The 22,957-nt window shown below is 54.1% G+C and carries 19 protein-coding genes; 12 read left to right on the top strand and 7 right to left on the bottom strand.

Annotated features, from left to right (window positions below):
- Position 1 precedes the first annotated feature (1 nt).
- Positions 2–349 carry a gamma-glutamylcyclotransferase gene (locus HOY33_RS16290; RefSeq protein ID WP_172291192.1) on the top strand — a complete coding sequence of 116 codons (348 nt, stop codon included), beginning with the start codon at positions 2–4 and terminating at the stop codon, positions 347–349.
- Between the two features lie 259 nt (positions 350–608).
- Here the strand turns inward: HOY33_RS16290 and ppa are convergent, their stop codons facing one another.
- Positions 609–1,136, bottom strand: coding sequence for an inorganic diphosphatase (gene ppa / locus HOY33_RS16295; RefSeq protein ID WP_172291193.1), 528 nt, complete (start codon positions 1,134–1,136; stop codon positions 609–611).
- 150 nt (positions 1,137–1,286) lie between these two features.
- Positions 1,287–1,910, bottom strand: a complete 624-nt coding sequence (gene plsY / locus HOY33_RS16300) for a glycerol-3-phosphate 1-O-acyltransferase PlsY (protein WP_172291194.1) — start codon at positions 1,908–1,910, stop codon at positions 1,287–1,289.
- A 107-nt stretch (positions 1,911–2,017) separates the two neighbouring features.
- On the opposite strand from plsY, the gene folB reads away from it, so the two are divergent.
- Both folB and bacA read left to right on the top strand, forming a co-directional pair.
- A complete protein-coding gene (folB, locus tag HOY33_RS16305; RefSeq protein ID WP_172291195.1) occupies positions 2,018–2,371 on the top strand; it encodes a bifunctional dihydroneopterin aldolase/7,8-dihydroneopterin epimerase in 354 nt (117 codons plus the stop codon).
- 304 nt (positions 2,372–2,675) lie between these two features.
- A complete protein-coding gene (gene bacA / locus HOY33_RS16310) occupies positions 2,676–3,494 on the top strand; it encodes an undecaprenyl-diphosphate phosphatase (protein WP_172291196.1) in 819 nt (272 codons plus the stop codon).
- A 60-nt stretch (positions 3,495–3,554) separates the two neighbouring features.
- Here the strand turns inward: bacA and HOY33_RS16315 are convergent, their stop codons facing one another.
- Positions 3,555–4,802: a multifunctional CCA addition/repair protein gene (locus HOY33_RS16315; RefSeq protein ID WP_172291197.1), complete on the bottom strand. Its 1,248-nt coding sequence runs from the start codon at positions 4,800–4,802 to the stop codon at positions 3,555–3,557.
- A 106-nt stretch (positions 4,803–4,908) separates the two neighbouring features.
- Positions 4,909–5,529 (bottom strand): TIGR04211 family SH3 domain-containing protein, encoded by a 621-nt coding sequence (locus HOY33_RS16320; RefSeq protein WP_172291198.1) that lies wholly within the window; start codon positions 5,527–5,529, stop codon positions 4,909–4,911.
- A gap of 300 nt (positions 5,530–5,829) precedes the next feature.
- On the opposite strand from HOY33_RS16320, the gene HOY33_RS16325 reads away from it, so the two are divergent.
- The 5 genes from HOY33_RS16325 (at position 5,830) to HOY33_RS16345 (ending at position 13,906) form a co-directional block, all read left to right on the top strand.
- A complete protein-coding gene (locus HOY33_RS16325) occupies positions 5,830–7,164 on the top strand; it encodes an inorganic triphosphatase (RefSeq protein WP_172291199.1) in 1,335 nt (444 codons plus the stop codon).
- A gap of 53 nt (positions 7,165–7,217) precedes the next feature.
- Positions 7,218–10,070 (top strand): bifunctional [glutamate--ammonia ligase]-adenylyl-L-tyrosine phosphorylase/[glutamate--ammonia-ligase] adenylyltransferase, encoded by a 2,853-nt coding sequence (gene glnE, locus HOY33_RS16330; RefSeq protein ID WP_172291200.1) that lies wholly within the window; start codon positions 7,218–7,220, stop codon positions 10,068–10,070.
- 103 nt (positions 10,071–10,173) lie between these two features.
- The gene (gene hldE, locus HOY33_RS16335; protein ID WP_172291201.1) at positions 10,174–11,607 is read left to right on the top strand and encodes a bifunctional D-glycero-beta-D-manno-heptose-7-phosphate kinase/D-glycero-beta-D-manno-heptose 1-phosphate adenylyltransferase HldE; all 1,434 of its coding nucleotides are present in this window, start codon (positions 10,174–10,176) and stop codon (positions 11,605–11,607) included.
- A gap of 15 nt (positions 11,608–11,622) precedes the next feature.
- Positions 11,623–13,677, top strand: a complete 2,055-nt coding sequence (ligA, locus tag HOY33_RS16340; RefSeq protein ID WP_172291202.1) for an NAD-dependent DNA ligase LigA — start codon at positions 11,623–11,625, stop codon at positions 13,675–13,677.
- Between the two features lie 4 nt (positions 13,678–13,681).
- Positions 13,682–13,906 (top strand): DUF3820 family protein, encoded by a 225-nt coding sequence (locus tag HOY33_RS16345; RefSeq protein WP_172291203.1) that lies wholly within the window; start codon positions 13,682–13,684, stop codon positions 13,904–13,906.
- 32 nt (positions 13,907–13,938) lie between these two features.
- Here the strand turns inward: HOY33_RS16345 and HOY33_RS16350 are convergent, their stop codons facing one another.
- The 3 genes from HOY33_RS16350 to garD form a co-directional block, all read right to left on the bottom strand.
- The gene (locus HOY33_RS16350; protein WP_172291204.1) at positions 13,939–14,292 is read right to left on the bottom strand and encodes a FlxA-like family protein; all 354 of its coding nucleotides are present in this window, start codon (positions 14,290–14,292) and stop codon (positions 13,939–13,941) included.
- A gap of 148 nt (positions 14,293–14,440) precedes the next feature.
- On the bottom strand, positions 14,441–15,976 hold the full coding sequence (locus HOY33_RS16355; RefSeq protein ID WP_172291205.1) for a PAS domain-containing methyl-accepting chemotaxis protein: 1,536 nt from the start codon (positions 15,974–15,976) through the stop codon (positions 14,441–14,443).
- Between the two features lie 519 nt (positions 15,977–16,495).
- The gene (gene garD / locus HOY33_RS16360; protein ID WP_172291206.1) at positions 16,496–18,061 is read right to left on the bottom strand and encodes a galactarate dehydratase; all 1,566 of its coding nucleotides are present in this window, start codon (positions 18,059–18,061) and stop codon (positions 16,496–16,498) included.
- A gap of 485 nt (positions 18,062–18,546) precedes the next feature.
- Between garD and HOY33_RS16365 the strand changes: the two genes are divergently transcribed.
- The 4 genes from HOY33_RS16365 (at position 18,547) to HOY33_RS16380 (ending at position 22,932) form a co-directional block, all read left to right on the top strand.
- Positions 18,547–19,884: an MFS transporter gene (locus HOY33_RS16365; protein WP_172291207.1), complete on the top strand. Its 1,338-nt coding sequence runs from the start codon at positions 18,547–18,549 to the stop codon at positions 19,882–19,884.
- A gap of 62 nt (positions 19,885–19,946) precedes the next feature.
- Positions 19,947–20,717, top strand: a complete 771-nt coding sequence (gene garL / locus HOY33_RS16370) for a 2-dehydro-3-deoxyglucarate aldolase (protein WP_172291208.1) — start codon at positions 19,947–19,949, stop codon at positions 20,715–20,717.
- A 24-nt stretch (positions 20,718–20,741) separates the two neighbouring features.
- A complete protein-coding gene (gene garR, locus HOY33_RS16375; RefSeq protein ID WP_330528040.1) occupies positions 20,742–21,653 on the top strand; it encodes a 2-hydroxy-3-oxopropionate reductase in 912 nt (303 codons plus the stop codon).
- Between the two features lie 136 nt (positions 21,654–21,789).
- A complete protein-coding gene (locus tag HOY33_RS16380) occupies positions 21,790–22,932 on the top strand; it encodes a glycerate kinase (RefSeq protein ID WP_172291210.1) in 1,143 nt (380 codons plus the stop codon).
- Positions 22,933–22,957 lie beyond the last annotated feature (25 nt).

Below are 22,957 nucleotides of genomic sequence, written 5' to 3' on the forward strand. Positions count from 1 at the left end.
GATGCGAATTATTGTCTACGGAAGTTTACGGCGCAAACAGGGGAATAGTCACTGGATGACCAATGCTCAATGGTTGGGGGATTGTCAGCTCAAGGGCTTTGAGTTGTACGATCTCGGCCATTATCCGGCGGTGGTGCCTGGTGACGGAGAGATTTATTGCGAGGTGTACCGCATCAGTTCGTCAATACTGACGGAGTTGGATGCGCTCAAGCGGGACGGTCACGAATACCAGCGTGAGCTGATTGCCACCCCTCTGGGGAACGCCTGGATCTATTTTTACAATCACTCGGTGGAAGGGTTGCCGCGTATCACCAGCGGGGATTGGCTAAAACGCAATGAAGAGGCATAACCGGTCGGCGCGCTTTTCTATGTGATCCATGAAAAACACCGCTTTATGCGGTGTTGAGTTTGCTGACAAAGTCTGGTGAGCGGCGATAATGGATGGATCGTAAAGACGCTGCAAGTACGTCCCTGTAAGCTCGAACCGCGCCATCCCTGGCGCGGACGCTTTACTCTTCCATTCCATTATCACCGTTCGATAAAGGGTGATAGGTTTATCTACGGTCTGAACACCGCTTTACGCGGTGTTTTTCATGTGTCTGCGTGTCTTATTTCTTGGCGCGTTCGAAAGAGGCGACGATTTCCGCTTTGGCGGCTTCGGCGTTATCCCAGCCTTCCACTTTAACCCATTTGCCTTTTTCCAGATCTTTGTAATGTTCAAAGAAATGGCCGATTTGCGCGCGCAGCAGTTCCGGCAGATCGTCGACGTCTTTAATGTGGTCGTATTCTTTTGTCAGCTTGCTGTGCGGTACGGCAACCAGTTTCGCATCCTCACCGGCTTCATCGGTCATTTTCAGGACGCCGACCGGACGGCAACGAATGACGGAGCCAGGCTGTAACGGATAAGGGGTTGGCACTAAAACGTCGACCGGATCGCCGTCCAGCGACAGCGTATGGTTGATGTAGCCATAGTTGCATGGGTAGAACATGGCGGTAGACATGAAACGGTCTACAAACAGCTCGCCCGTATCCTTATCAATCTCGTATTTGATCGGATCGGCGTTAGCGGGGATTTCAATTACTACGTAGATATCTTCCGGGAGATCTTTACCAGCCGGGACATTGTTCAGACTCATGTCGGTTTCCTTCTCTTCTCAAACCTGAAATAGCGTGGCGGTCATTATAGCCAACTCACAGAGAAAGTCGCCGATTTTTAGGGGAGAGGGTAGGGCCGCGAGCGCGTTGTCAGACTTGTCCGACGCATTCTGATACCGCGTCGTCGGGCATCAGTCTCTACTCGCGGTGGTATCTTTTTTCTTGCGCAGTTTATTCCAGATTTTGTCTTCCTGCCCGCGCCACAGACGCTGAATATTGTCGTGATGGCGCACCAGTATCAAGCAGGACAGCATGGCGACCGGGAAAGTAAACTGCGGTTTAAACCACCAGACATAGAACGGCGCGATAAGCGCGCTGATGATGGCACCCAGCGACGAGTAACCGCTCAGCAGCACGGTAAGTAGCCAGGTGCCGGTCATCAGACCGGTAAGATCCCAGCCGATTGGCGCAATGGCCCCGAGGGCGGTGGCGACGCCTTTGCCGCCGCGAAAATGAAAAAAAACCGGGTAGATATGACCGAGGCAGGCGGCAATGGCGGTCAGACCGAGGTACAGCGGGGGAATGCCCAGCGCGTAAGCCGCCCAGACAGGCAGCATTCCTTTCAGGACATCGAAGACCAATACCGTGGCGGCGGCGGATTTCCCGCCGATACGCAGTACGTTGGTGGCGCCAGGATTTCCTGAACCATGTTCGCGAGGGTCTGGCAGCCTGGCGATCCGGCAGACCAGAATCGCACTGGAAATCGAGCCACACAGATACGCGATTATTATCATACCAAGCGCGGTTGCACTCATAACGCGGTTCCGTTTAATAAGGGTCGTTTTACTGTTCGCATCTGTGGATAATACGCATATTCCGTCGGAAGTGGTATCCGACAACGACAAAAACAGAGAACGGCGTGATGGATATCGTATTTATTGAGGAACTTAGCGTAATTACCACCATTGGTGTTTACGATTGGGAACAGACCATCGGGCAGAAGCTGGTGTTCGATATCGAAATGGGCTGGGATAACCGTCAGGCTGCGGCCAGCGATGATGTTAACGACTGTTTAAGCTATGCCGATGTCAGCGAAGCGGTGATTGCACTGGTGGCCGGGCAGCGTTTTGCTCTGGTTGAACGGGTTGCGGAAGACGTGGCGCAGATGCTTATGCAGCGTTTTCCCATCCCCTGGTTACGCATAAAGGTCAGTAAGCCGGGCGCGGTGGCGCAGGCGCGTCAGGTCGGTGTGGTGATTGAGCGCGGGACGCGATAAATCTGATTTAACGGCGTGAATACTGATTTACCGGCGACTAAACAGTAAGCTAGGGCGTTGATAAGACGTGTAGGGCGGCTCGCTAAGCGGCGCAGCCGCTTTTTTATGGCGGGCTATCCCTGCCCGCCACCCTTACGGGCCGTCGCTTCGCGACGTTGAAAAACGCTCCCGGCGTTTTTTTATGGCGGGTTATCCCTGCTTGCCACTCTTACGGGCCGTCGCTTCGCGACGTTGAAAAACGCTCCCGGCGTTTATTTATGGTCTAGGCTTTTTATTTTTAATAACAAGAGGCAAAGGATTTTAGATGACGGACCTGCATTCATTGTTCATCGCATTTATTCTGGGTGTGGTTGAGGGGTTGACCGAGTTTTTACCCGTTTCCTCTACCGGTCACATGATTATTGTCGGTCACTGGCTGGGGTTTGCGGATGAAAAAGCCAAGACGTTTGAGGTCATTATTCAGCTAGGCTCTATTCTGGCGGTGGTGGTGATGTTCTGGCGTCGCCTGTTTGGACTTATCGGTATTCATTTTGGTCAGGTTCCGCATGAAGGGGTTGGTGCCGGACGCTTAAAACTAAGCCACATTCTGTTGGCGATGATTCCGGCGGTGGTGCTCGGTCTGGTTTTTCACGATGTCATCAAATCGTTGTTTGAACCCAAAAATGTGATGTATGCGTTGGTGGTCGGCGGTTTCCTGCTGCTGGCGGCGGAATGGTTGAAGCCAAAACAGCCGCGAGCGGTCGGGCTGGATGATATTAGCCATCGTCAGGCGTTTATGATCGGTTGCTTCCAATGTTTGGCGCTGTGGCCGGGGTTTTCCCGCTCGGGCGCGACGATTTCCGGCGGGATGCTGATGGGCGTCAGCCGTTATGCCGCCTCGGAGTTCTCCTTTATTCTGGCGGTTCCCATGATGATGGGCGCCACGGTGCTGGATCTCTATAAGAGCTGGCATTTTCTGTCGCTGTCCGATCTGCCGATGTTCTCCGTCGGTTTTGTAACGGCCTTTGTGGTGGCGCTGATCGCCATTAAAACCTTTTTGCAGGTCATCAAACGTATTTCTTTCGTTCCTTTCGCGATTTACCGCTTCATCGTCGCGGCGGTGGTTTATATGGTGTTTCTGTAAATCTGACCTGACGGTATAAAAGAAAAAGCCACGCGGCGGCGTGGCTTTTTGCTTTTCGGCTTATAGCGCCGGCGGAGAATTGCCCGGCTGTTGCGCTTTCCACTGTTCCAGCGCCTTGCTACGGCGGCGGCTGAGTTCGTTGCGGATCTCGATGCCCTGATAGCCGTCGGCGACGACGGCGGCGCTGGTGATGGCGCTGGCCACGCGAAATGCTTCGCGCAGGTAGTCTCCTTGTGGATACGCGGTTTCTTCAAAGCCGGTGCGCCCGCGGGCGTCGGCTTCACTGGTGATGGCCAACTGCTCCAGCCGCTGTGGTTTGCGCCAGACGTCAAGGGCGTCAAACAGCTTCAGCAAGGTTTTGGGCTGTAATAGCTGCACCGTATGCACCAGATCGTGATATTCCGCGACCAGTTTCGCCAGATCCCTGATGTGATTGGGCACGCGCAAACGCTGACACAACGCCTCCACCAGCTTCACGCCCGCCGGACCATGACCGTGATGGCGGGGCCACAATTCCGGCGGCGTCAGCCCTTTGCCAAGATCGTGGCACAGGGTGGCGAAACGCACGTCGATATCCGGGCTGAGGCGGGCGGCAATCGCCAGCGTCATCAATGTATGGATGCCGGTATCAATTTCCGGATGCCATTTTGCCGGCGCAGGCACGCCGTAAAGTTTGTCGATTTCAGGAAACAATACCGCCAGCGCGCCGCAGTCTCTGAGCACCTGGAAATAGACCTGGGGATCGCGGGTGGCCAGCGCCTTCTCGGTTTCTTTCCACACACGTTCCGGCGTCAGATAAGCCAGTTCTCCCTCGCCGGTCATTTTTTGCATCAGCGCCAGGGTTTCTTCCGCAATCTGGAAACCCAGATAGGCGAAACGGGCTGCGAAACGCGCCACGCGCAGTACTCTAAGCGGATCTTCACTGAAAGCGGCGGAAACATGGCGCAGAAGGCGATTTTCCAGATCGCGGCGTCCGTGATAGGGATCGATCAACTCGCCCTGCTCGGTACGGGCGATAGCGTTAATGGTCAGATCCCGGCGGAGTAAATCCTGCTCCAGCGTCACGTCGGGTTCCGCATGACAGACAAAACCGGTATAACCATTACCTGACTTTCGTTCGGTGCGCGCCAGCGCATACTCATCGCGGCTGACCGGATGCAAAAAGACCGGAAAGTCTTTGCCTACCTGCTGATAGCCCAGCGCCAGCATTTGTTGCGGCGTGGCGCCGACAACCACCCAGTCCTTCTCGGTGACGGGCAAATCAAGCAGGCTGTCCCGTATAGCACCGCCGACAAGGTAAATATTCAACGTCAGGACTCCCGAATAGGCATAAGTGATATTTATTACATCTTAACATCTTTGGTTCACATTATGACCCGGGTATAAAAATGCCTGCGATAGGCAGGCATCGGTTTTAACCCATCCAACGGTCATTTTTCTTTCTGCGCGGGATAAGATGCGGCAGCAACAGGCCCAGCAATAGCCCGACGCCGGCAACCCCGCCGCCGTACATAAACCATTGCAGAATGATGGTGCGCTGTTTGTCGTCAAGCTGGACGTTGGCGGCGCTGACTTTCTTCTGCGCCACGATAAGCTGATTCTTTAATTCCTGATTTTCGTTGCGTAAGCCGTTGATAATCTCATCGCTGGCGGCAACTTTCTGCTGCATGTCCGCCGTACGCTGGTTCCAGGTTTGATCGATGTTGTTCAGTTTTGCCGTCAGATCACTCACCTGACTTTCTAATTCGGGAACGCGGGTGCGCAGGCTTGGCGTCTCGCTGAGCTGATCGAGCGGGATCCAACTGGTGCGGTTTTTGTCATCGCGGATTTGCGCATAGCCCGCGCCCTGATTAATGCTGAGCACCGTCACTTGATCGCCGGCGTTCAGCGTGCCGACGATACGGTATTGGTTACCTGGTCCGCTATGGATATAGGTCAGTAACTCATCGGAAACGTAGCGTTTTTCTTCGGCGTGAACCGTCGCGCTTAAAATGAAGGTCATTAAGGTAAAAAAAATCAGGCATAATTTCTGCATAAGATCATCGTGTTGCGTGAGTTATGGGATGATAGTAGAGGCTTAAGTCTGACGAGGCAACGATTAAACCTGAATGAGAACTATCTTACTCTTGGCCTGACGGCCGATTTCCCGGTCTGGTTGCGGGTGTTTGTTGACCGCGATAGTTTTGCCGATCTGACTTTAGACCCTGGCGCGAGGCCGGTCGGATAACGGTGCGGGTGCTGACCGCCTGGACATGGCGCGTGCCGCAAAAGTGGCAAGGTGAAGTAAAATGTTATTTACTGGCGTGATAGGCGCTTAACCCAGGTAATAAATGTTATGAGTGAAGAAATTGAACTGAAATTTATTGTTCATCCTGGCGGTGTTGATTCGCTGCTCAAACAGTTAACGGACTGGCAGAGCGAGTACAGCTACTCCGAACATCTGCGTGCGCAGCGGCTGACCAGTATCTACTATGAGACGGCGGATAACTTTCTGCGTCGAAATGGCATCGGTCTGCGGATCCGCGGTGAGAATGAGCGCTATGAAATGACGGCGAAAACCGCCGGTAAAGTGGTCGGCGGGCTGCATCAGCATCCGGAATATAATCTGGCGCTGGAAAAAGCGGAGTTGGATCTGGGGTTGTTACCCGCGGATATCTGGCCTGAAAACTGCGATGTCGCCGCGCTCCAGCGGTCGCTCAAGCCGCTGTTCAGCACGGATTTTACCCGTGAAAAGTGGGTGGTCACTTATCATCAAAGCGTGATTGAAGTTGCCCTCGATCGTGGTGAAATCCGCGCCGGCGATCTCAATGAGCCGCTGTGTGAGCTGGAGATGGAGCTTAAGCTGGGACATCCTTCGGATCTGCTGGAGCTGGCGCGGGAGATTGCCGGATTTGGGGGCCTGCGTCAGGGTAGCCTCAGCAAAGCCGCCCGCGGATATCATCTGGCGAAAGGCAACCCGCCGCGCGAATGTCGGCCTGTCGGCATCCTGAGGCTGGAGCCTAAAACCAATATCGATCAGGCGATAGGCGCCGCGCTGGAGTTCGCGCTGAGTCATTGGCAATACCATGAAGAGCTTTGGGTGGGCGGCAATGCCGATGCCCGCAACGCGCTGCCCCAGGCTGGCGCGTTGATGCGCGAGATGTTGGTTTTGGTCGGCGGCGTGGTGTCGCGTAAGGTGACCACGATTTTCCGCGCCGCGCTCGCCAATCTGGAGGCCATGGTTGAAGGGCCGGGGGAGGCGGAAACCCTTTGCTACCGCGTGGAGTATCTGCAAAGTAAGCTGGTGCTTACTTCCTGGTTGATTGAAGCGGGATGGCGTGACTATATGGATAATAAAGATCGCATCAAGTTACAAGGTTCTTATAAACGCTTTGCCGATATCATGCTGGGCCGCAGTTCCGCCGATCTGAGAAGCACATTCAACAATACCCTGAGCGAAGTGCAATACACGCAGCAACTGCCCCGTTTACAGCGCAATATTTGCGCCTTTCAGCTGTTATCCGGCGCTTATCCGACCGAACAGGTAGACGCGTATATCGGACGCTGGCGGGCGCTAATTCAGGCTATTGAGCAATTGGCCGTCGATCACACGCCGTCCCCCTATCTGGAAAGTTGCCGTAAACAGGCGTTGGCCCAGCCGCCGTTCTGGTTGCACAGCGCCGGGAATTAATCGTTAACCGCGTTCACCCGCCGTTGACGGCGGGTGGCAGATCAAGGATCCCCATGTCGATACGTCCTTTGTCGTCTTTACCTCCCTTATTGGCGGAGCAGTCTCAGCAGGTTTTATTGCGTATGCGGGAAACCATCGCCGACGTCGATCCCGTAGCCGAGAGCGATGTTGCCGTATTGGCGTTAAGCGATTTTGTCAGTGATGCGCTGACGCGTTATCCCGACTGGCGGCGGGAGCTTCACCGGCAACCGCCGCAGCCGGAAGAGTGGCGACATTATCCCGACTGGCTGAACACGGCGTTGATTGGGATTGAGGACGAAACGGCGCTAATGAAAGCGCTGCGGCAATTTCGCCGTCGGCTATTGGTGAGGATCGCCTGGTCGCAGACATTGCGGACCAGCACCACGGAACAGACGTTGCGACAGCTGAGCGAACTGGCGGAAACGTTGATTATCGCCGCGCGCGACTGGTTGTATCAGGCTTGCTGCCGGGAGTGGGGCACGCCGGTCAATGCGCAGGGAACAGCCCAACCGCTGTTGATTCTGGGAATGGGGAAGCTGGGCGGCGGCGAACTGAATTTTTCCTCTGATATTGACCTGATTTTCGTCTACCCGGAGAGCGGTCAGACGCAGGGCGGGCGGCGCGAGCTGGATAATGCGCAGTTTTTTACCCGTTTGGGCCAGCGGCTGATTAAAGTGCTGGATCAGCCCACGGTCGATGGCTTTGTGTATCGCGTCGATATGCGTTTGCGCCCGTTTGGCGACAGCGGCCCGCTGGTGCTGAGCTTCGCCGCCATGGAGGATTATTATCAGGAGCAGGGAAGGGACTGGGAACGCTATGCAATGGTAAAAGCCCGCCTGCTGGGGGGGATGGACGATAGCTACAGCCAGGAACTGCGCAGGACTCTGCGGCCCTTTGTTTTCCGCCGCTATATTGATTTCAGCGTGATTCAGTCGCTGCGCAACATGAAGGGCATGATTGCCCGGGAAGTCCGGCGGCGGGATTTACGCAACAATATCAAGTTGGGCGCCGGCGGCATTCGTGAAATCGAATTTATCACCCAGGTTTTCCAACTTATACGCGGCGGCCGCGAGCCGGGACTACAAGAGAGATCGCTGCTGCCCGCGCTGCATCATATCGGGGCGCTGGGATTACTGGCGCCGCCCCAGGTTATCGAACTTGCTGAGGCATACCGCTTTCTGCGCCGCCTGGAAAATCTTTTACAGGCGATTGCCGATGAGCAAACGCAAACCTTGCCCGACGATGAACTGAACCAGCAGCGGCTGGCCTGGGGCATGGGATTTGACGACTGGGCAAGATTGCAACAGGCGCTATTGCAACACACGTTGTCGGTACGCCGCGTGTTTGATGATTTGATCGGCGATGATGCGCCGGACGGCGACGATATTCCCGAACACGGCAGCTACTGTAGTCTGTGGCATGACCGGCTGGATGAGGCCGATCTGGCGTTGTTGACGCCGCATCTGACGGAAGCCGTGCGGGAGAAGTTGCTGCGTACGGTCGTTGACTTTCATCAGGATGTGGCGAAACGCACTATCGGTCCGCGGGGGCGTGACGTGCTCGATCAATTGATGCCTAATCTACTGGCGGAGGTGTGCGCCCGACAGGACGCCGATACCCTTTTATCGCGCCTGACGCCGCTGCTGTTGGGTATTGTGACCCGCACCACCTACCTGGAACTGCTGCTGGAATCGCGGCCGGCGCTGGCGCAACTGGTTCGGCTGTGTGCGGCTTCGCCGATGGTGGCCGGTCAGCTGGCGCGTTATCCGTTGCTGCTTGACGAACTGCTCGACTCCTCCACTTTGTATCAGCCGACCGCGCCGGAAGCCTATGCCGATGAACTGCGTCAGTACCTGATGCGGGTGCCGGAAGAGGATGAGGAGCAGCAACTGGAAGCGGTGCGCCAGTTCAAGCAGGCGCAACTGTTGCGTATCGCCGCCGGGGACATCGCCGGCGTCTTGCCGGTAATGAAAGTGAGCGATCACTTAACCTATCTGGCCGAAGCGATTATTGCGGCGGTGGTGCAGCAGGCCTGGGGGTTGATGGTCGCCCGTTACGGTCAGCCGGCGCATTTGCAGCAGCGCGAGGGCCGTGGTTTTGCGGTCATCGCCTACGGCAAGCTGGGCGGTTGGGAGTTGGGCTACGGCTCCGATCTGGATCTGGTTTTCCTGCTGGATTGTCCGCCCGATGTGATGACGGACGGCGAGCGCAGCATCGACGGCCGCCAGTTTTACCTGCGGCTGGCCCAGCGGGTGATGCATCTGTTCAGCACCCGCACCTCATCGGGCATTTTGTATGAGGTGGATGCGCGCTTACGCCCGTCGGGGGCGGCTGGGATGCTGGTCAGCACCGTGGAGGCCTTTGACGACTATCAGCGTAACGAAGCCTGGACCTGGGAACATCAGGCGCTGGTGCGGGCGCGCATGGTGTACGGCGAGAGCGGGGTACAGCGGCAGTTTGAGGCCATTCGCCGCGCCATTCTCTGCCGCGAACGCGATGCGGAGCAGTTGAAAACCGAGGTGCGCGAAATGCGTGAGAAAATGCGGCAGCATTTGGCGAACAAAGACAAAGCGCTGTTCGATCTGAAAACCGACGCCGGCGGGATCACCGATATTGAGTTTATCGTCCAGTATCTGGTGCTGCGCTATGCTTCACAAGAAGCGCGCCTGACTCGCTGGTCGGATAACGTGCGGATACTGGAGATGATGGCGCAGTACGGCGTGATGGAGGAAAGCGAGGCCGACGCTCTCAAGCTGGCTTACGTCACGCTGCGCAATGAGCTGCATCATCTGGCGTTGCAGGAGATATCCGGCCGGGTGAGTCAGGACAAGTTTACCGCTGAACGTCAGCAGGTTCTGCTGAGCTGGAACCGGTGGTTGGGTTGAGAGAAGCCTCGCATTCCGTTCAACTGGAATGCGCTTTTTAATAGCAATAATCCGGCCTGTGATATTATTGCGCGCATTATGCGAAATAAGCCTGGAGTATGGAATGAAAGTTACGCTGCCTGATTTCCGCCGTGCGGGGGTGTTAGTGGTTGGGGATGTCATGCTGGATCGTTACTGGTATGGGCCAACCAGCCGTATTTCACCGGAGGCGCCGGTGCCGGTGGTCAAGGTGGACACGATTGAGGAACGCCCGGGCGGTGCGGCGAACGTGGCGATGAATATCGCCTCTCTGGGGGCGGGTTCGCGGCTGGTCGGCCTGACCGGGATCGATGACGCCGCCCGCGCCCTGAGCGCCAAACTTAACGAAGTCAATGTGAAGTGCGATTTCGTTTCGGTGCCGACGCACCCGACGATTACTAAGTTGCGGGTGTTATCCCGCAACCAGCAACTGATCCGGCTGGATTTTGAAGAGGGCTTTGAAGGCGTCGATCCACAGCCGATGGTCGAGCGTATCCAGCAGGCGTTGCCGAATATTGGCGCGTTGGTACTGTCCGATTACGCGAAAGGGGCGCTTACCCACGTACAAACCATGATCCAGACGGCGAAAGCGGCGGGCGTGCCGGTATTGATCGATCCCAAAGGGACGGATTTTTCCCGCTATCACGGCGCGACCCTGCTGACGCCCAACCTGTCGGAGTTCGAGGCCGTCGCCGGGCGCTGCAAAAATGAAGATGAGCTGGTGTCCCGCGGTATGCAACTGGTGGCCGATTATGCGCTATCCGCTCTGTTGATTACCCGCTCCGAGCAGGGAATGACGCTGTTGCAACCGGGTAAGGCGCCGTTGAATTTACCGACGCAGGCGCAGGAAGTGTATGACGTGACCGGGGCCGGCGATACGGTTATCGGCGTACTGGCGGCGGCGCTGGCCGCCGGCAATTCGCTGGAAGAAGCCTGTTTTCTGGCCAACGCCGCCGCTGGCGTGGTGGTGGGAAAGCTGGGGACATCGACGGTAACGCCGATCGAACTGGAAAACGCCATTCGCGGCCGCTCTGACACCGGGTTTGGCGTGATGAGCGAAGCGCAGTTGAAAGAAGCGGTGGCGCTGGCGCGCCAGCGCGGCGAAAAAATCGTTATGACCAACGGCTGTTTCGATATTCTGCATGCCGGGCATGTTTCCTATCTTTCGAATGCCCGTAAGCTTGGCGATCGCCTGATTGTGGCGGTGAACAGCGATGCTTCAACCAAGCGCCTGAAAGGGCCGACCCGGCCGGTTAATCCGTTAGCGCAGCGCATGATTGTGCTGGGGGCGCTGGAAGCCGTCGACTGGGTGGTGCCGTTTGAAGAAGATACGCCGCAGCGCCTGATTGCCGAGGTGTTGCCGGATATTCTGGTAAAAGGCGGCGATTATCAGCCGCATGAAATCGCCGGCAGCGAAGAAGTGTGGGCCAACGGCGGCGAAGTCAAAGTGCTGAATTTTGAAGACGGCTGCTCCACAACCAATATTATTAATACGATTAAGGCCGGGCAGGCTGAATAAACGACTGAAACAGGTATGAATCCATTGAATCAAGAGCCAACCGAAGTACGTGAGGCAACCTCACGGGTGGCGGAACTGCGCACCTTATTGCGTCATCATGAATACCAGTATCACGTGGAGGACGCGCCGGAAATTCCGGATGTTGAATACGATCGGCTGATGCGTGAGCTGAAAAGTCTGGAAGAGACCTATCCCCAACTGGTGACGGCGGATTCCCCGACGCAACGCGTCGGGGCGGCGCCGCTGGCGGCGTTCGAACAGGTGCGTCATGAAGTGCCGATGCTGTCGCTGGATAACGTATTTGATGAAGACAGCTATCTGGCGTTTAATAAACGCATCGGCGATCGGCTAAAAAATGCGCAAGATCTGACTTTTTGCTGTGAGCTGAAGCTAGACGGCCTGGCCGTCAGCCTGCTGTACGAAGAGGGCGTGCTGGTGCGCGCGGCGACGCGCGGCGACGGCGCCACCGGCGAGAACATTACCAGCAATATCCGCACCATCGGCGCGATCCCGTTGAGTCTTAAGGGAGAGAACATTCCGCGCCGTCTGGAAGTCCGTGGCGAAGTGTTTATGAAACATGACGGTTTCGAAAAACTGAACGACGAAGCGCGACGCACCGGCGGTAAAGTTTTCGCCAATCCGCGCAATGCGGCGGCAGGTTCGCTGCGACAGCTCGATCCCCGTATCACCGCTAAACGCCCGCTGACCTTTTTTTGCTATGGCGTCGGCCTGCTGGAGGGCGGCTCGCTGCCAGACAGTCACTGGCAGCGACTGATGCGGTTCAGACAGTGGGGATTACCGGTCAGCGATCGCATCAAACTCTGCACCGGCAGCCATGAAGTGCTCGATTTTTACCGCCGTATCGAACAGGAGCGCGGCTCGCTGGGTTTTGATATTGATGGCGTGGTCATCAAGGTGGATGATTTGGCTTTGCAGGAGCGTCTGGGGTTTGTCGCCCGCGCGCCGCGCTGGGCGGTGGCGTTTAAATTTCCGGCGCAGGAGCAGCTAACCTGGGTTCGCGACGTTGAGTTTCAGGTTGGTCGTACCGGCGCGATTACGCCGGTGGCGCGTTTGGAACCGGTGCCGGTGGCGGGGGTGATGGTCAGCAATGCGACGTTGCATAACGCGGATGAAATTGAACGTCTTGGCTTACAGATTGGCGATCGGGTGATTGTCCGCCGCGCCGGCGATGTGATTCCGCAGATTGTCGGCGTGGTGGCGTCGGAGCGGCCGGAAAACACCCGGCCGATTGTGTTCCCTGTGGTCTGCCCGGTGTGCGGGGCTGATGTGGAGCGCGTTGAAGGCGAGGTCGTTACGCGCTGCACCGGCGGTCTGATTTGCGGGGCGCAGCGCAAAGAGGCGCTAAAGCACTTTGTTTCCCGCCGGGCGCTGGATGTGGATGGCATGGGCGACAAAATCATCGACCAGCTGGTGGAAAAAGAGTACGTCGAAACCCCCGCCGACCTTTTCCGGCTGAGCGCCGGTATATTGACCGGCCTCGATCGAATGGGGCCGAAATCGGCGCAGAATCTGGTTGGCGCCCTGGAGAAGGCCAAAAGCACCACGCTGGCGCGATTCCTGTATGCATTGGGGATCCGAGATGTCGGGGAAGCGACCGCCGCCAACCTTGCCGCGCATTTCGGCTCGCTTGAGGCGCTATTCGCCGCGGACGAAGCGTCGCTGCTGGAGGTGCCTGACGTGGGCAAGGTGGTCGCCGCCCATGTGCGTCACTTTCTTGAGGAAGAGCATAACCGGAAGGTGATCCGCGAGTTGACCGCGCCTGACGGCATCAATATTCACTGGCCTGAACCGCGGGTGGTGAAAGCGGAAGAGATCGACAGTCCGTTTGCCGGCAAGACGCTGGTGCTGACCGGGTCACTGAGCATTCTCTCCCGCGATGAAGCCAAAGATCGGCTGACGGCGCTGGGTGCGAAGGTCAGCGGCAGCGTATCGAAAAAAACGGATATGGTGATTGTCGGCGAAGCGGCAGGCTCCAAGCTGGCAAAAGCGCGGGAACTGGGCATTCCGGTTATCGATGAAGCTGAAATGATACGTTTGCTGGGAGAGTGAGCCGGTGGAAAAAGAAGATCTGATTGAGATCGCCAATATGCCGATGCCGTTTGGTAAATATCAGGGGCGTGCGCTGATCGATTTGCCGGAAGAGTATCTGCTGTGGTTTGCCCGTAAAGGGGAGTTTCCCAACGGGCGACTGGGGGAACTGATGCAAATGACGTTGGCGATCAAGATAGAAGGTCTGCAAGGGCTGGTTAAGCCGTTGAAAAAAAATAATAAGGCATGATTGTTACCTCATGCCTTGTTTATCGTTCGAATTTAGATGTAAACATTAATCTGGTTTTCTTCCGTCGGGCGATTAACGCCGTCGGCTTTAATGCCAGTACTGGTGCTTGTGGTATTTGTTTCATCTACGGTTTGCTGTGCTTGTACGTCTTGTTGGGCTTGAGCAGCCTCAAGCTGGGCTATCTGCGCCTGAATGGCTTCAATTTGTGCCTGTAGCATTTGACTCTCTGTTTCAATCTCTTCTGCGCTACCGGAAGAGTTTAATACATTTGTCAATTTCTCTGTCAGTTTTTCAAGTTGTTGAGTTAATTTATTTATTTTTTGCGTGTAGTTTTCACTGCTGGTCGATGAACTACTCACCGATGAAATTGCGCTTATACCTGACATTTTTCCTCCTGATAAATGTGCACAAACAAAGTTGTGCTCATTTATTATCGTCCTGTTATTCTTTTTCCTTGAAAGAATTTTGATATTAAAAGCCAACTATACTGTTAAGTTAGTTATGTCATATGTAACTAAATGTGTCTTATGCGGATTAACTTCCATAAACATTAATGGCGCTATTTAGGCGCATAGCCTGATGATTCAGCCTTTCCGCCGCTTCCGTTGACTGTGCGACCATATCCGTATTTCGTTGCGTCATTTCTTCAATCTGCGCAATGGAGGTGTTGATTAACCCCAGCGCGGAGGTTTGTTCGCGGGTGGCATGGCTGATCTCTTTGATCATGGCGGAAACGTGCTGCACTTCATGCACAATATCGCTGATATGTTTGCCTGCATTTTCCACCATATGGCCGCCTGATTTGACGCTTGCCACGTTGGCGTCAATCAGCGTTTTGATCTCTTTCGCGGCAGAAGCGGAATGCTGCGCCAGATTGCGGACTTCGGCCGCCACGACGGCAAATCCTTTGCCCTGAACGCCGGCGCGGGCCGCTTCAACGGCGGCATTCAAGGCGAGTATGTTGGTCTGGAAGGCAATGCTGTCGATTACGCCGATAATATCGACAATTTTATTACTGGCTTCGGAAATGGAATCCATCATGTCGATGGTTTCCTTCATGATCTCCCCGCCTTTTACGGCGGTGCGGCTGGCGGTTTCCGCCAGTTGCGTTGCCTGGCCGGCGGTTTCAGAGCTTTGCTGAACCGCGGCGGTAATTTGCTCAATGGCCGCGGCGGTCTGCTGTAGGTTGGCGGAAGTTTCCTCGGTGCGGGTATTCAGCGCGAGATTGTTTTCGGCCAGCCTGTGACTGACGTCGGTCATGCCCTGAACTTGCGTACCGACATCATCGACCAGAGAATGCAGGTTGAGTCCGAACTGGTTGATGGCCCGCAGCAGCAGGCCGATTTCATCAACCCGGTTCAGGTGTACCGACTTTCCTTTCCGACCGGAAACGATATGTTGCGCCTGTTTCAGGATCATGTTCAGCGGCTGGGCAATCTGCCGTTGTAGAAAGCGATCAAGCAGAAAGATTAAGGGGAGCGTAAGGATAAGCAGCCAAAGCGGGCTGATGCCGCCGAGAGAAAGTAATAGGGGAACAATTCCCGCCATCAGGATTGCCAGGCGCAAGCGCCAGCGAACGGGCAGTTTCTGTAATATCGACAGCGGGGAAAATAGGCCGGTTCGAATCACCAATCCTTTGTAAAACCGCCGGCTCCCGGCCTGCTTTTTCCTCACTGCTTCATACAGCGGCTCCGCGGCTTTAATTTCATCGGCGCTTGGCGTATTACGCACGGAAATATAACCGGTGAGTTGATTTTGATGGTACACCGGCGTGACGTTGGCGCGCACCCAGTAATGATCGCCGTTGTTACGTCTGTTTTTTACCAGTCCGGTCCAACTGTCGCCTTGTTGTAAGGTAAACCACATATCGGCAAAGGCTTCAACGGGCATATCCGGGTGGCGTACAATATTGTGCGGTTGATGAATTAATTCATCCTCGGAAAAACCGCTGACGTTGATGAATGCGGAGTTGGCATAAGTGATATGGCTGTGAACATCTGTTGTGGACATTAATGTCGTGTCCATGTCTAACAGATACTCCTGCTGTGTGACAGGTGTATTTAATCTCATCAGAAACCCCGGTAACTTTTATTGCTGTTAATGTATTCAATTAGATACGCTGATTTTTTTTGGGGGCCATATGCTATTGGCTTTTATTGGATAAGTAATAATAAACGATAAGCTTTTCTTTTTGAGAATCATTTACCGAATACAATTACCCGGTTATCAGCTTGTATGAATTTATGATGATGAGGTTCCTGCTGTCAATTGATTCATTTTATTATAAATAAATCATTGGTGGGAGATGATTATTCAAGGCGGTGGTTTTAAATGATAAACCTATTCAACAAAACGGTAAATAATGATATTTACCCGGATAGTCAAATACATTGGTTTTGTTAAATTTTATTGGGCGGTTATTTAAGTTTCTGGTATGGAATGTTGCTGATTGTGGTTTCTTTCTACTTTTCGGCCCGTGTTTTTAAAGGGAGGTATTTATTAAATTGATCTCCAGTCAAAAACCAGTTTTTTACTTAATAAATAGAATGGCCAGAATCGATTCTGGCCATAGCAACAGTAAGACGTCAATCAGGTTACCGGCGCCGGGTTAAAGACGGCCAATTGGTTGTGAAGCCCCCATTGGTCGGACCAGGTTTTCTTCCTGCCGCTGGCGATGTCCAGAATGAAGTGGAAAAGTTGCCAGCCAACGTCTTCAATCGTCGCATCGCCTGTCGCGATGGTTCCGGCGTCAATATCCATAAGATCGTACCAGCGATTTGCCAGCACCGTGCGGGTCGCCATTTTGATGACGGGAACGGCCAGTAAGCCATAGGGTGTGCCGCGACCGGTGGTAAATACCTGTACGGTGATGCCGGAAGCCAGTTGCTGCGTACCGCAAACAAAGTCGCTGGCCGGCGTTGCCGCATAAATCAGGCCGCGTCTGGTGGGGCGCTGCCCCGGCGACAGCACTTCGACAATGGCGCTGGTGCCTGATTTTGCAATAGAGCCCAGCGCTTTTTCCACCACGTTGGCCAGGCCGCCCTTTTTGTTGCCGGGCGAGGGATTGGCGCTGCGGTCAGTCTGGCCGTTATCAAGGTAGCTGTCGTACCAGGCCATCTCTTCCAGCAGCCGTTTGCCGACCTCTTGGTTAATGGCCCGCGGCGTCAGCAAATGAATGGCGTCACGCACTTCGGTCACTTCTGAAAACATCACGGTGGCGCCGCAACGTACCAGCAGATCGGATGCATAGCCGACCGCCGGGTTCGCCGTCACGCCGGAAAAGGCGTCGCTGCCGCCGCATTGCATACCAACCACCAGCTCGGAGGCGGGACAGGTTTCACGCCGACGTTTGTTCAACTGTTGCAGATGCCGATCGGCCATGGTCAGAATATCATCCACCATTGACTTAAAGCCGACGTGATGCTCATCCTGCAAACGTACAATGCTGCTGTCATCCAGCGAGATAGCTTGTACATCCGGCGTGCCTTCCAACAGGCGTTCCGGCTGTAATTTTTCACAACCCAGGCCGACAACCAGCACTTCGCCGCCAAAGTTGGGATTTCGCGCCAGATTATGGATGGTGCGTATCGGCACTACCGCCGCCGGGGCATTGATGGCGACGCCGCAGCCATAGAGATGATTAAGCGCTACGACGCCGTCGACGTTCGGATAGCGAGGCAGTAAATCCCGTTCGATGATTTTAACCACATAGTCAACCACACCGGCGACGCAATGTACGCTGGTGGTAATGCCGAGCAGGTTTTTCGTGCCGACGCTGCCGTCCGCATTGCGATAACCCTCAAACGTATACCCCTCCAGCGGGGGGAGATCGGCCGGGACTTTGGTGGCCAACGGCAAGGTTTCCAGCGCCGGGGCTTGGGGTAATTCCACCAGCGATTCATCAATCCAACTGCCCTGAGGGATATCCCTTAAGGCATAACCGATGATTTCGCCATAGCGAATAATGGGGCCGGATTTGGCAATATTGACCAGGGCGACTTTGTGCCCCTGAGGGATATGCTCAATTAATGTTAATCCAGTATCAAATTGGGTGCCGGCGCGTAAGCCATTGTCATTAACAATGATTGCAACATTATCGTCATCATGGACTTTAATGTAAAATGCCTGCACGGAATTCTGTTTGTTCTGTGACATAATGTCTCCAGTTAATATTTATTCAGAAAACCAGGAAATTCTCGTCTTTTTAGTATGGGTAATCCACGTTTTACCAACATGATATCTGATTATTGTATCGCGCCGCATTGTGCAATTGAATAATCTTCGCCGGTTATAATATGGAATAATCAGGCGAATTGCCTACTCTCTGTGATCTCACTCACTTTTTATATGCCGCCACTATGGATGGAAAAGAATAGTGTGATATTAATCGCAACTTCATGTGCATAACGCAAGAAATAACGCTAATTTCTCATGAATTATTGTGCATTTTAACAATGCTATTCTGTGGCGTCATTTTTATACTGATTGCGAATTGTCATGCTCGTGGCGAAATCTGCTAATGAATGTTTTTATTTAACATGATTTGCGTCTGAAAATTAAAATAACTCAAATTATCAATGAAAAATATCACTTTAGCGTGTTTGAGTTAACATACTAATAACGATAGAGAAGGGGTGTTTATGAATTCCGATGCCGTCCTTATAAATAAAAAGAAAACCTATGTCCGTTACATCATATTGTTAATTATATTTACCGTTACCGCCATAAACTATGCGGATCGTGCAACATTATCGATAGCCGGTTCGGCCGTAGCGGCGGAATTACAGTTGGATGCGGTGCATATGGGGTATATTTTTTCCGCATTTGGCTGGTCATACCTGGTGATGCAAATCCCCGGGGGTTGGTTGCTGGATCGCTTTGGTTCAAAAAAAGTTTACGCCTACAGTATCTTTTTCTGGTCATTGTTCACTTTCCTGCAAGGATTCGTCGATTGGGTTCCCTTAATCTGGGCCCCCATTACGCTGTTTGCGCTGCGTTTCATGTTAGGTTTTTCTGAAGCGCCGTCCTTCCCTGCGAATGCCCGCATCACAGCCGCCTGGTTTCCCACCAAAGAACGCGGCACCGCATCAGCTATTTTCAATTCCGCGCAGTATTTCTCTCTGGCGATTTTCTCTCCCATCCTGGGTTGGTTAACTTACCAATGGGGTTGGGAACACGTCTTTTTGGTCATGGGGGGATTGGGATTCGTTTTAACCATTGTATGGGTGAAATTTATCCATAATCCAACCGATCACCCTGGCATCAGCCCGCAGGAATTTGAATATATTTCTAAAGGCGGCGCTGTTGTTGATATGGATCACAAGAAAGGCGACAGTAAAAATAGCGATGGCCCTAAATGGGACTATATAAAACAGCTTCTCTCCAATCGTATGATGCTGGGGGTATTTCTCGGACAATACTTTATTAATAGTATTACCTGGTTCTTCCTGACCTGGTTCCCTATTTATCTGGTGCAGGAAAAGGGAATGTCTATTTTGAAAGTCGGTCTGATCGCCGCCATTCCGGCGCTGTGCGGTTTTATCGGCGGGGTATTGGGCGGCGTGGTATCCGATGCGTTGTTAAAACGAGGTTTTTCGTTAACCGCGGCGCGTAAAATTCCCATCGTATTAGGTATGTTGCTGGCATCCAGCATTATTCTTTGTAATTACACCGACAGTAATGTGCTGGTTGTGTCATTGATGGCGCTGGCTTTCTTTGGTAAAGGATTCGGCGCGTTAGGCTGGCCGGTGATTTCCGATACCGCGCCTAAAGAAATTGTCGGCCTGTGCGGCGGCGTATTTAATGTGTTTGGCAATGTAGCATCTATTGTTACGCCACTGGTTATTGGTTATTTAGTCAAAGAATTACACTCTTTTAACAGTGCTCTGCTTTTTGTCGGTATCTCCGCAATAATGGCAATGCTGTGCTATTTGCTGGTTGTGGGTGAAATCAAACGTATGGAATTAAAGAAAAGCTGATAACTGATGATTGTTTCCGTCATTTATTGGCTGTCGCAATACGAATTAAACAGAAGGTTATTATGAGTAATACGCTATTACCTAACCGTTTTCGTCAGGATTTACGTCAGGGGAAAACCGTGATTGGTTGCTGGTGCGCGCTGGGCAACCCGATTTCAACCGAAGTGCTGGGGCTGGCCGGATTTGACTGGCTGGTTCTGGATGGCGAACACGCGCCCAACGATATCACCACGTTTATTCCGCAGTTGATGGCATTGAAAGGCAGCAACAGCGCGCCGGTTGTCCGTCCGCCATGCAATGAGCCGGTGATCATCAAACGTTTGCTGGATATCGGTTTCAATAATTTCCTGATCCCGTTTGTGGAAACGGAAGAAGAGGCGGTCAGGGCCGTCGCGTCTACGCGTTATCCGCCCGCCGGTATCCGCGGCGTCTCTGTTGCCCATCGCAGTAATAGGTATGGAACAGAGCCTAATTACTTCGCCACCATTAACGACAACATTACCGTCATGGTGCAGATAGAGAGCCAGCAAGGGGTCGACAATCTGGATGCCATCGCGGTGGTTGACGGGGTGGACGGTATTTTCGTCGGGCCAGGCGATCTCTCCGCCGCGCTGGGGTATTTGGGGCAACCCAACCACCCGGAGGTTCAGCGCGTCATTCGTCATATCTTCGACCGTGCCGCCGCACACGGCAAACCCAGCGGTATCCTGGCGCCGGCTGAGGCCGATGCCCGGCGATACATGGAGTGGGGGGCGACTTTCGTTGCCGTCGGCAGCGATTTGGGTGTTTTCCGCGGCGCCACGCAGGCGTTGTGCGACAAGTTTAAACCGTGATCCCACGGTTAATCGCGAGTGTTAATTACATCAGACAATGAGGTTACAACGATGAAAATTGGTTTTATTGGACTCGGCATCATGGGAAAACCGATGAGTAAAAATCTGCTGAAAGCGGGTTACTCATTAGTCGTGATGGACAGAAATCTGGAAGCGGTGGCCGAAGTGGTTGCTGCCGGCGCGACGGCGGCGGAAACGCCGAAATCAGTGGCGGCGCAATGCGACATCATTATTACCATGTTGCCCAACTCTCCGCATGTAAAAGAGGTGGTGCTGGGCGAAAACGGCGTTATTGAAGGCGCGCGCGCCGGCAGCATCGTGGTGGATATGAGTTCGATCGCGCCGCTGGCCAGCCGCGAAATTGCGGCGGCGTTGGCGGAAAAAGAGATCGCCATGCTGGATGCCCCGGTCAGCGGCGGCGAGCCGAAAGCGATCGATGGCACGCTGTCGGTTATGGTCGGCGGCGACAAATCGCTGTTCGATCGCTGTTTTGAGATCCTCAAGGCGATGGCCGGTTCTGTCGTGCATACCGGTGATATCGGCGCCGGTAACGTCACTAAGCTGGCGAACCAGGTGATTGTGGCGCTGAACATCGCGGCGATGTCGGAAGCACTGGTATTGGCGACGAAAGCCGGCGTTAATCCTGATTTAGTGTTTCAGGCGATTCGCGGCGGCCTGGCGGGAAGCACCGTGCTGGAAGCCAAAGCGCCGATGGTTCTGGATCGCAACTTTAAACCGGGTTTCCGCATTGATTTGCATATTAAAGATTTGGCGAACGCACTGGATACGTCGCACGGCGTGGGCGCGCAGTTGCCGCTGACCGCCGCGGTGATGGAAATGATGCAGGCGCTGAAAGCGGACGATCTGGGATCGGCCGATCACAGCGCATTGGCCTGCTATTACGAGAAACTGGCTAAGATTGAAGTTACGCGATAAGGCCTATGTGAGCGTTGTCGGATCGGCATACGCGGTTGTATGCCGGTCTGGATATCGGGGTAATCATGCTGATAAACGCCGATTCAACTGCGCGGATTATTGATGAAATCGGAACGTTTATGAAATCGGATCGCTTATGAAAATAGTTATCGCACCGGATTCTTATAAAGAAAGCCTATCTGCACAAGAAGTTGCTGCGCAAATTGAAGCAGGGTTTCGTGAGATCTTTCCTGATGCCTGCTATGTCAAATTGCCGGTTGCGGATGGCGGCGAAGGCACCGTTGAAGCCATGGTGGCGGCAACGCACGGAGAGATTGTCAAGGTTAAGGTTACCGATCCGTTAGGCGATAGTGTCGAGGCATTTTTTGGTCTGTCTGGCGATGAAAAAACGGCGTTCATCGAGATGGCCGCCGCCAGTGGATTAGAACGGGTTCCCGCGCAACAGCGTAACCCGCTACTGACCACCAGCTATGGTACGGGCGAGTTGATTCGCTGCGCGTTGGATCATGGCGTGAAACATTGCATCATCGGCATTGGCGGCAGCGCGACCAATGACGGCGGCGCGGGCATGGTTCAGGCGCTGGGGGCGAAGCTGCTTGACGCATCCGGCGAACAGATCGGGTATGGCGGCGGACAGCTCGACAAGCTGGCGAGTATTGATATCGGCGAGTTGGATCCGCGTATTAAAGACTGTCGCTTTGAAGTGGCCTGCGACGTCACCAATCCACTGACCGGCAAACAGGGCGCGTCCGCGGTTTTTGGCCCGCAAAAAGGGGCGACAGACGCGATGATCGAACAGTTGGACAATGCGCTGAAGCATTACGCCGCTGTCATCCGTAACGATTTGGATATGGATGTCGAGCATGTTCCCGGCGCAGGCGCCGCCGGCGGAATGGGCGCCGCGCTACAGGCTTTTTGCGGCGCTGAATTGCGGCAGGGGATTGAGATCGTCACCGAAGCGCTGGGGCTGGATGAACTGGTTCGGGATGCGTCTCTGGTGATTACCGGCGAAGGCCGTATTGATAGCCAGACGATCCATGGCAAGGTGCCGATTGGCGTTGCCCGGGTAGCCAAACGCCACCATAAACCGGTGATCGGTATCGCCGGCAGCCTGACCGCTGATGTCGGGATTGTGCATGAGCATGGTCTGGATGCCGTGTTCAGCGTCCTTTACAACATCTGTTCATTGGAAGAAGCCCTGGATAATGCCGCAGAGAATGTGCGTATGACGGCGCGTAATATTGCGGCGACGATTAAGCTGTCGAAAGATTTATCGTAACGATTTATTCCGCGCCGCGATGCGT

This window comes from Brenneria sp. hezel4-2-4, from assembly GCF_013155275.1.
GTDB lineage: Bacteria > Pseudomonadota > Gammaproteobacteria > Enterobacterales > Enterobacteriaceae > Brenneria.

Bases quoted from the DNA above. Each gene is read 5' to 3' on its own strand.
- HOY33_RS16290 (WP_172291192.1), top strand. From the start codon at position 2: ATGCGAATTATTGTCTACGGAAGTTTACGGCGCAAACAGGGGAATAGT.
- ppa (WP_172291193.1), bottom strand. From the start codon at position 1,136: ATGAGTCTGAACAATGTCCCGGCTGGTAAAGATCTCCCGGAAGATATC.
- plsY (WP_172291194.1), bottom strand. From the start codon at position 1,910: ATGAGTGCAACCGCGCTTGGTATGATAATAATCGCGTATCTGTGTGGC.
- folB (WP_172291195.1), top strand. From the start codon at position 2,018: ATGGATATCGTATTTATTGAGGAACTTAGCGTAATTACCACCATTGGT.
- bacA (WP_172291196.1), top strand. From the start codon at position 2,676: ATGACGGACCTGCATTCATTGTTCATCGCATTTATTCTGGGTGTGGTT.
- HOY33_RS16320 (WP_172291198.1), bottom strand. From the start codon at position 5,529: ATGCAGAAATTATGCCTGATTTTTTTTACCTTAATGACCTTCATTTTA.
- HOY33_RS16325 (WP_172291199.1), top strand. From the start codon at position 5,830: ATGAGTGAAGAAATTGAACTGAAATTTATTGTTCATCCTGGCGGTGTT.
- glnE (WP_172291200.1), top strand. From the start codon at position 7,218: ATGTCGATACGTCCTTTGTCGTCTTTACCTCCCTTATTGGCGGAGCAG.
- hldE (WP_172291201.1), top strand. From the start codon at position 10,174: ATGAAAGTTACGCTGCCTGATTTCCGCCGTGCGGGGGTGTTAGTGGTT.
- ligA (WP_172291202.1), top strand. From the start codon at position 11,623: ATGAATCCATTGAATCAAGAGCCAACCGAAGTACGTGAGGCAACCTCA.
- HOY33_RS16350 (WP_172291204.1), bottom strand. From the start codon at position 14,292: ATGTCAGGTATAAGCGCAATTTCATCGGTGAGTAGTTCATCGACCAGC.
- HOY33_RS16355 (WP_172291205.1), bottom strand. From the start codon at position 15,976: ATGAGATTAAATACACCTGTCACACAGCAGGAGTATCTGTTAGACATG.
- garD (WP_172291206.1), bottom strand. From the start codon at position 18,061: ATGTCACAGAACAAACAGAATTCCGTGCAGGCATTTTACATTAAAGTC.
- HOY33_RS16365 (WP_172291207.1), top strand. From the start codon at position 18,547: ATGAATTCCGATGCCGTCCTTATAAATAAAAAGAAAACCTATGTCCGT.
- garL (WP_172291208.1), top strand. From the start codon at position 19,947: ATGAGTAATACGCTATTACCTAACCGTTTTCGTCAGGATTTACGTCAG.
- HOY33_RS16380 (WP_172291210.1), top strand. From the start codon at position 21,790: ATGAAAATAGTTATCGCACCGGATTCTTATAAAGAAAGCCTATCTGCA.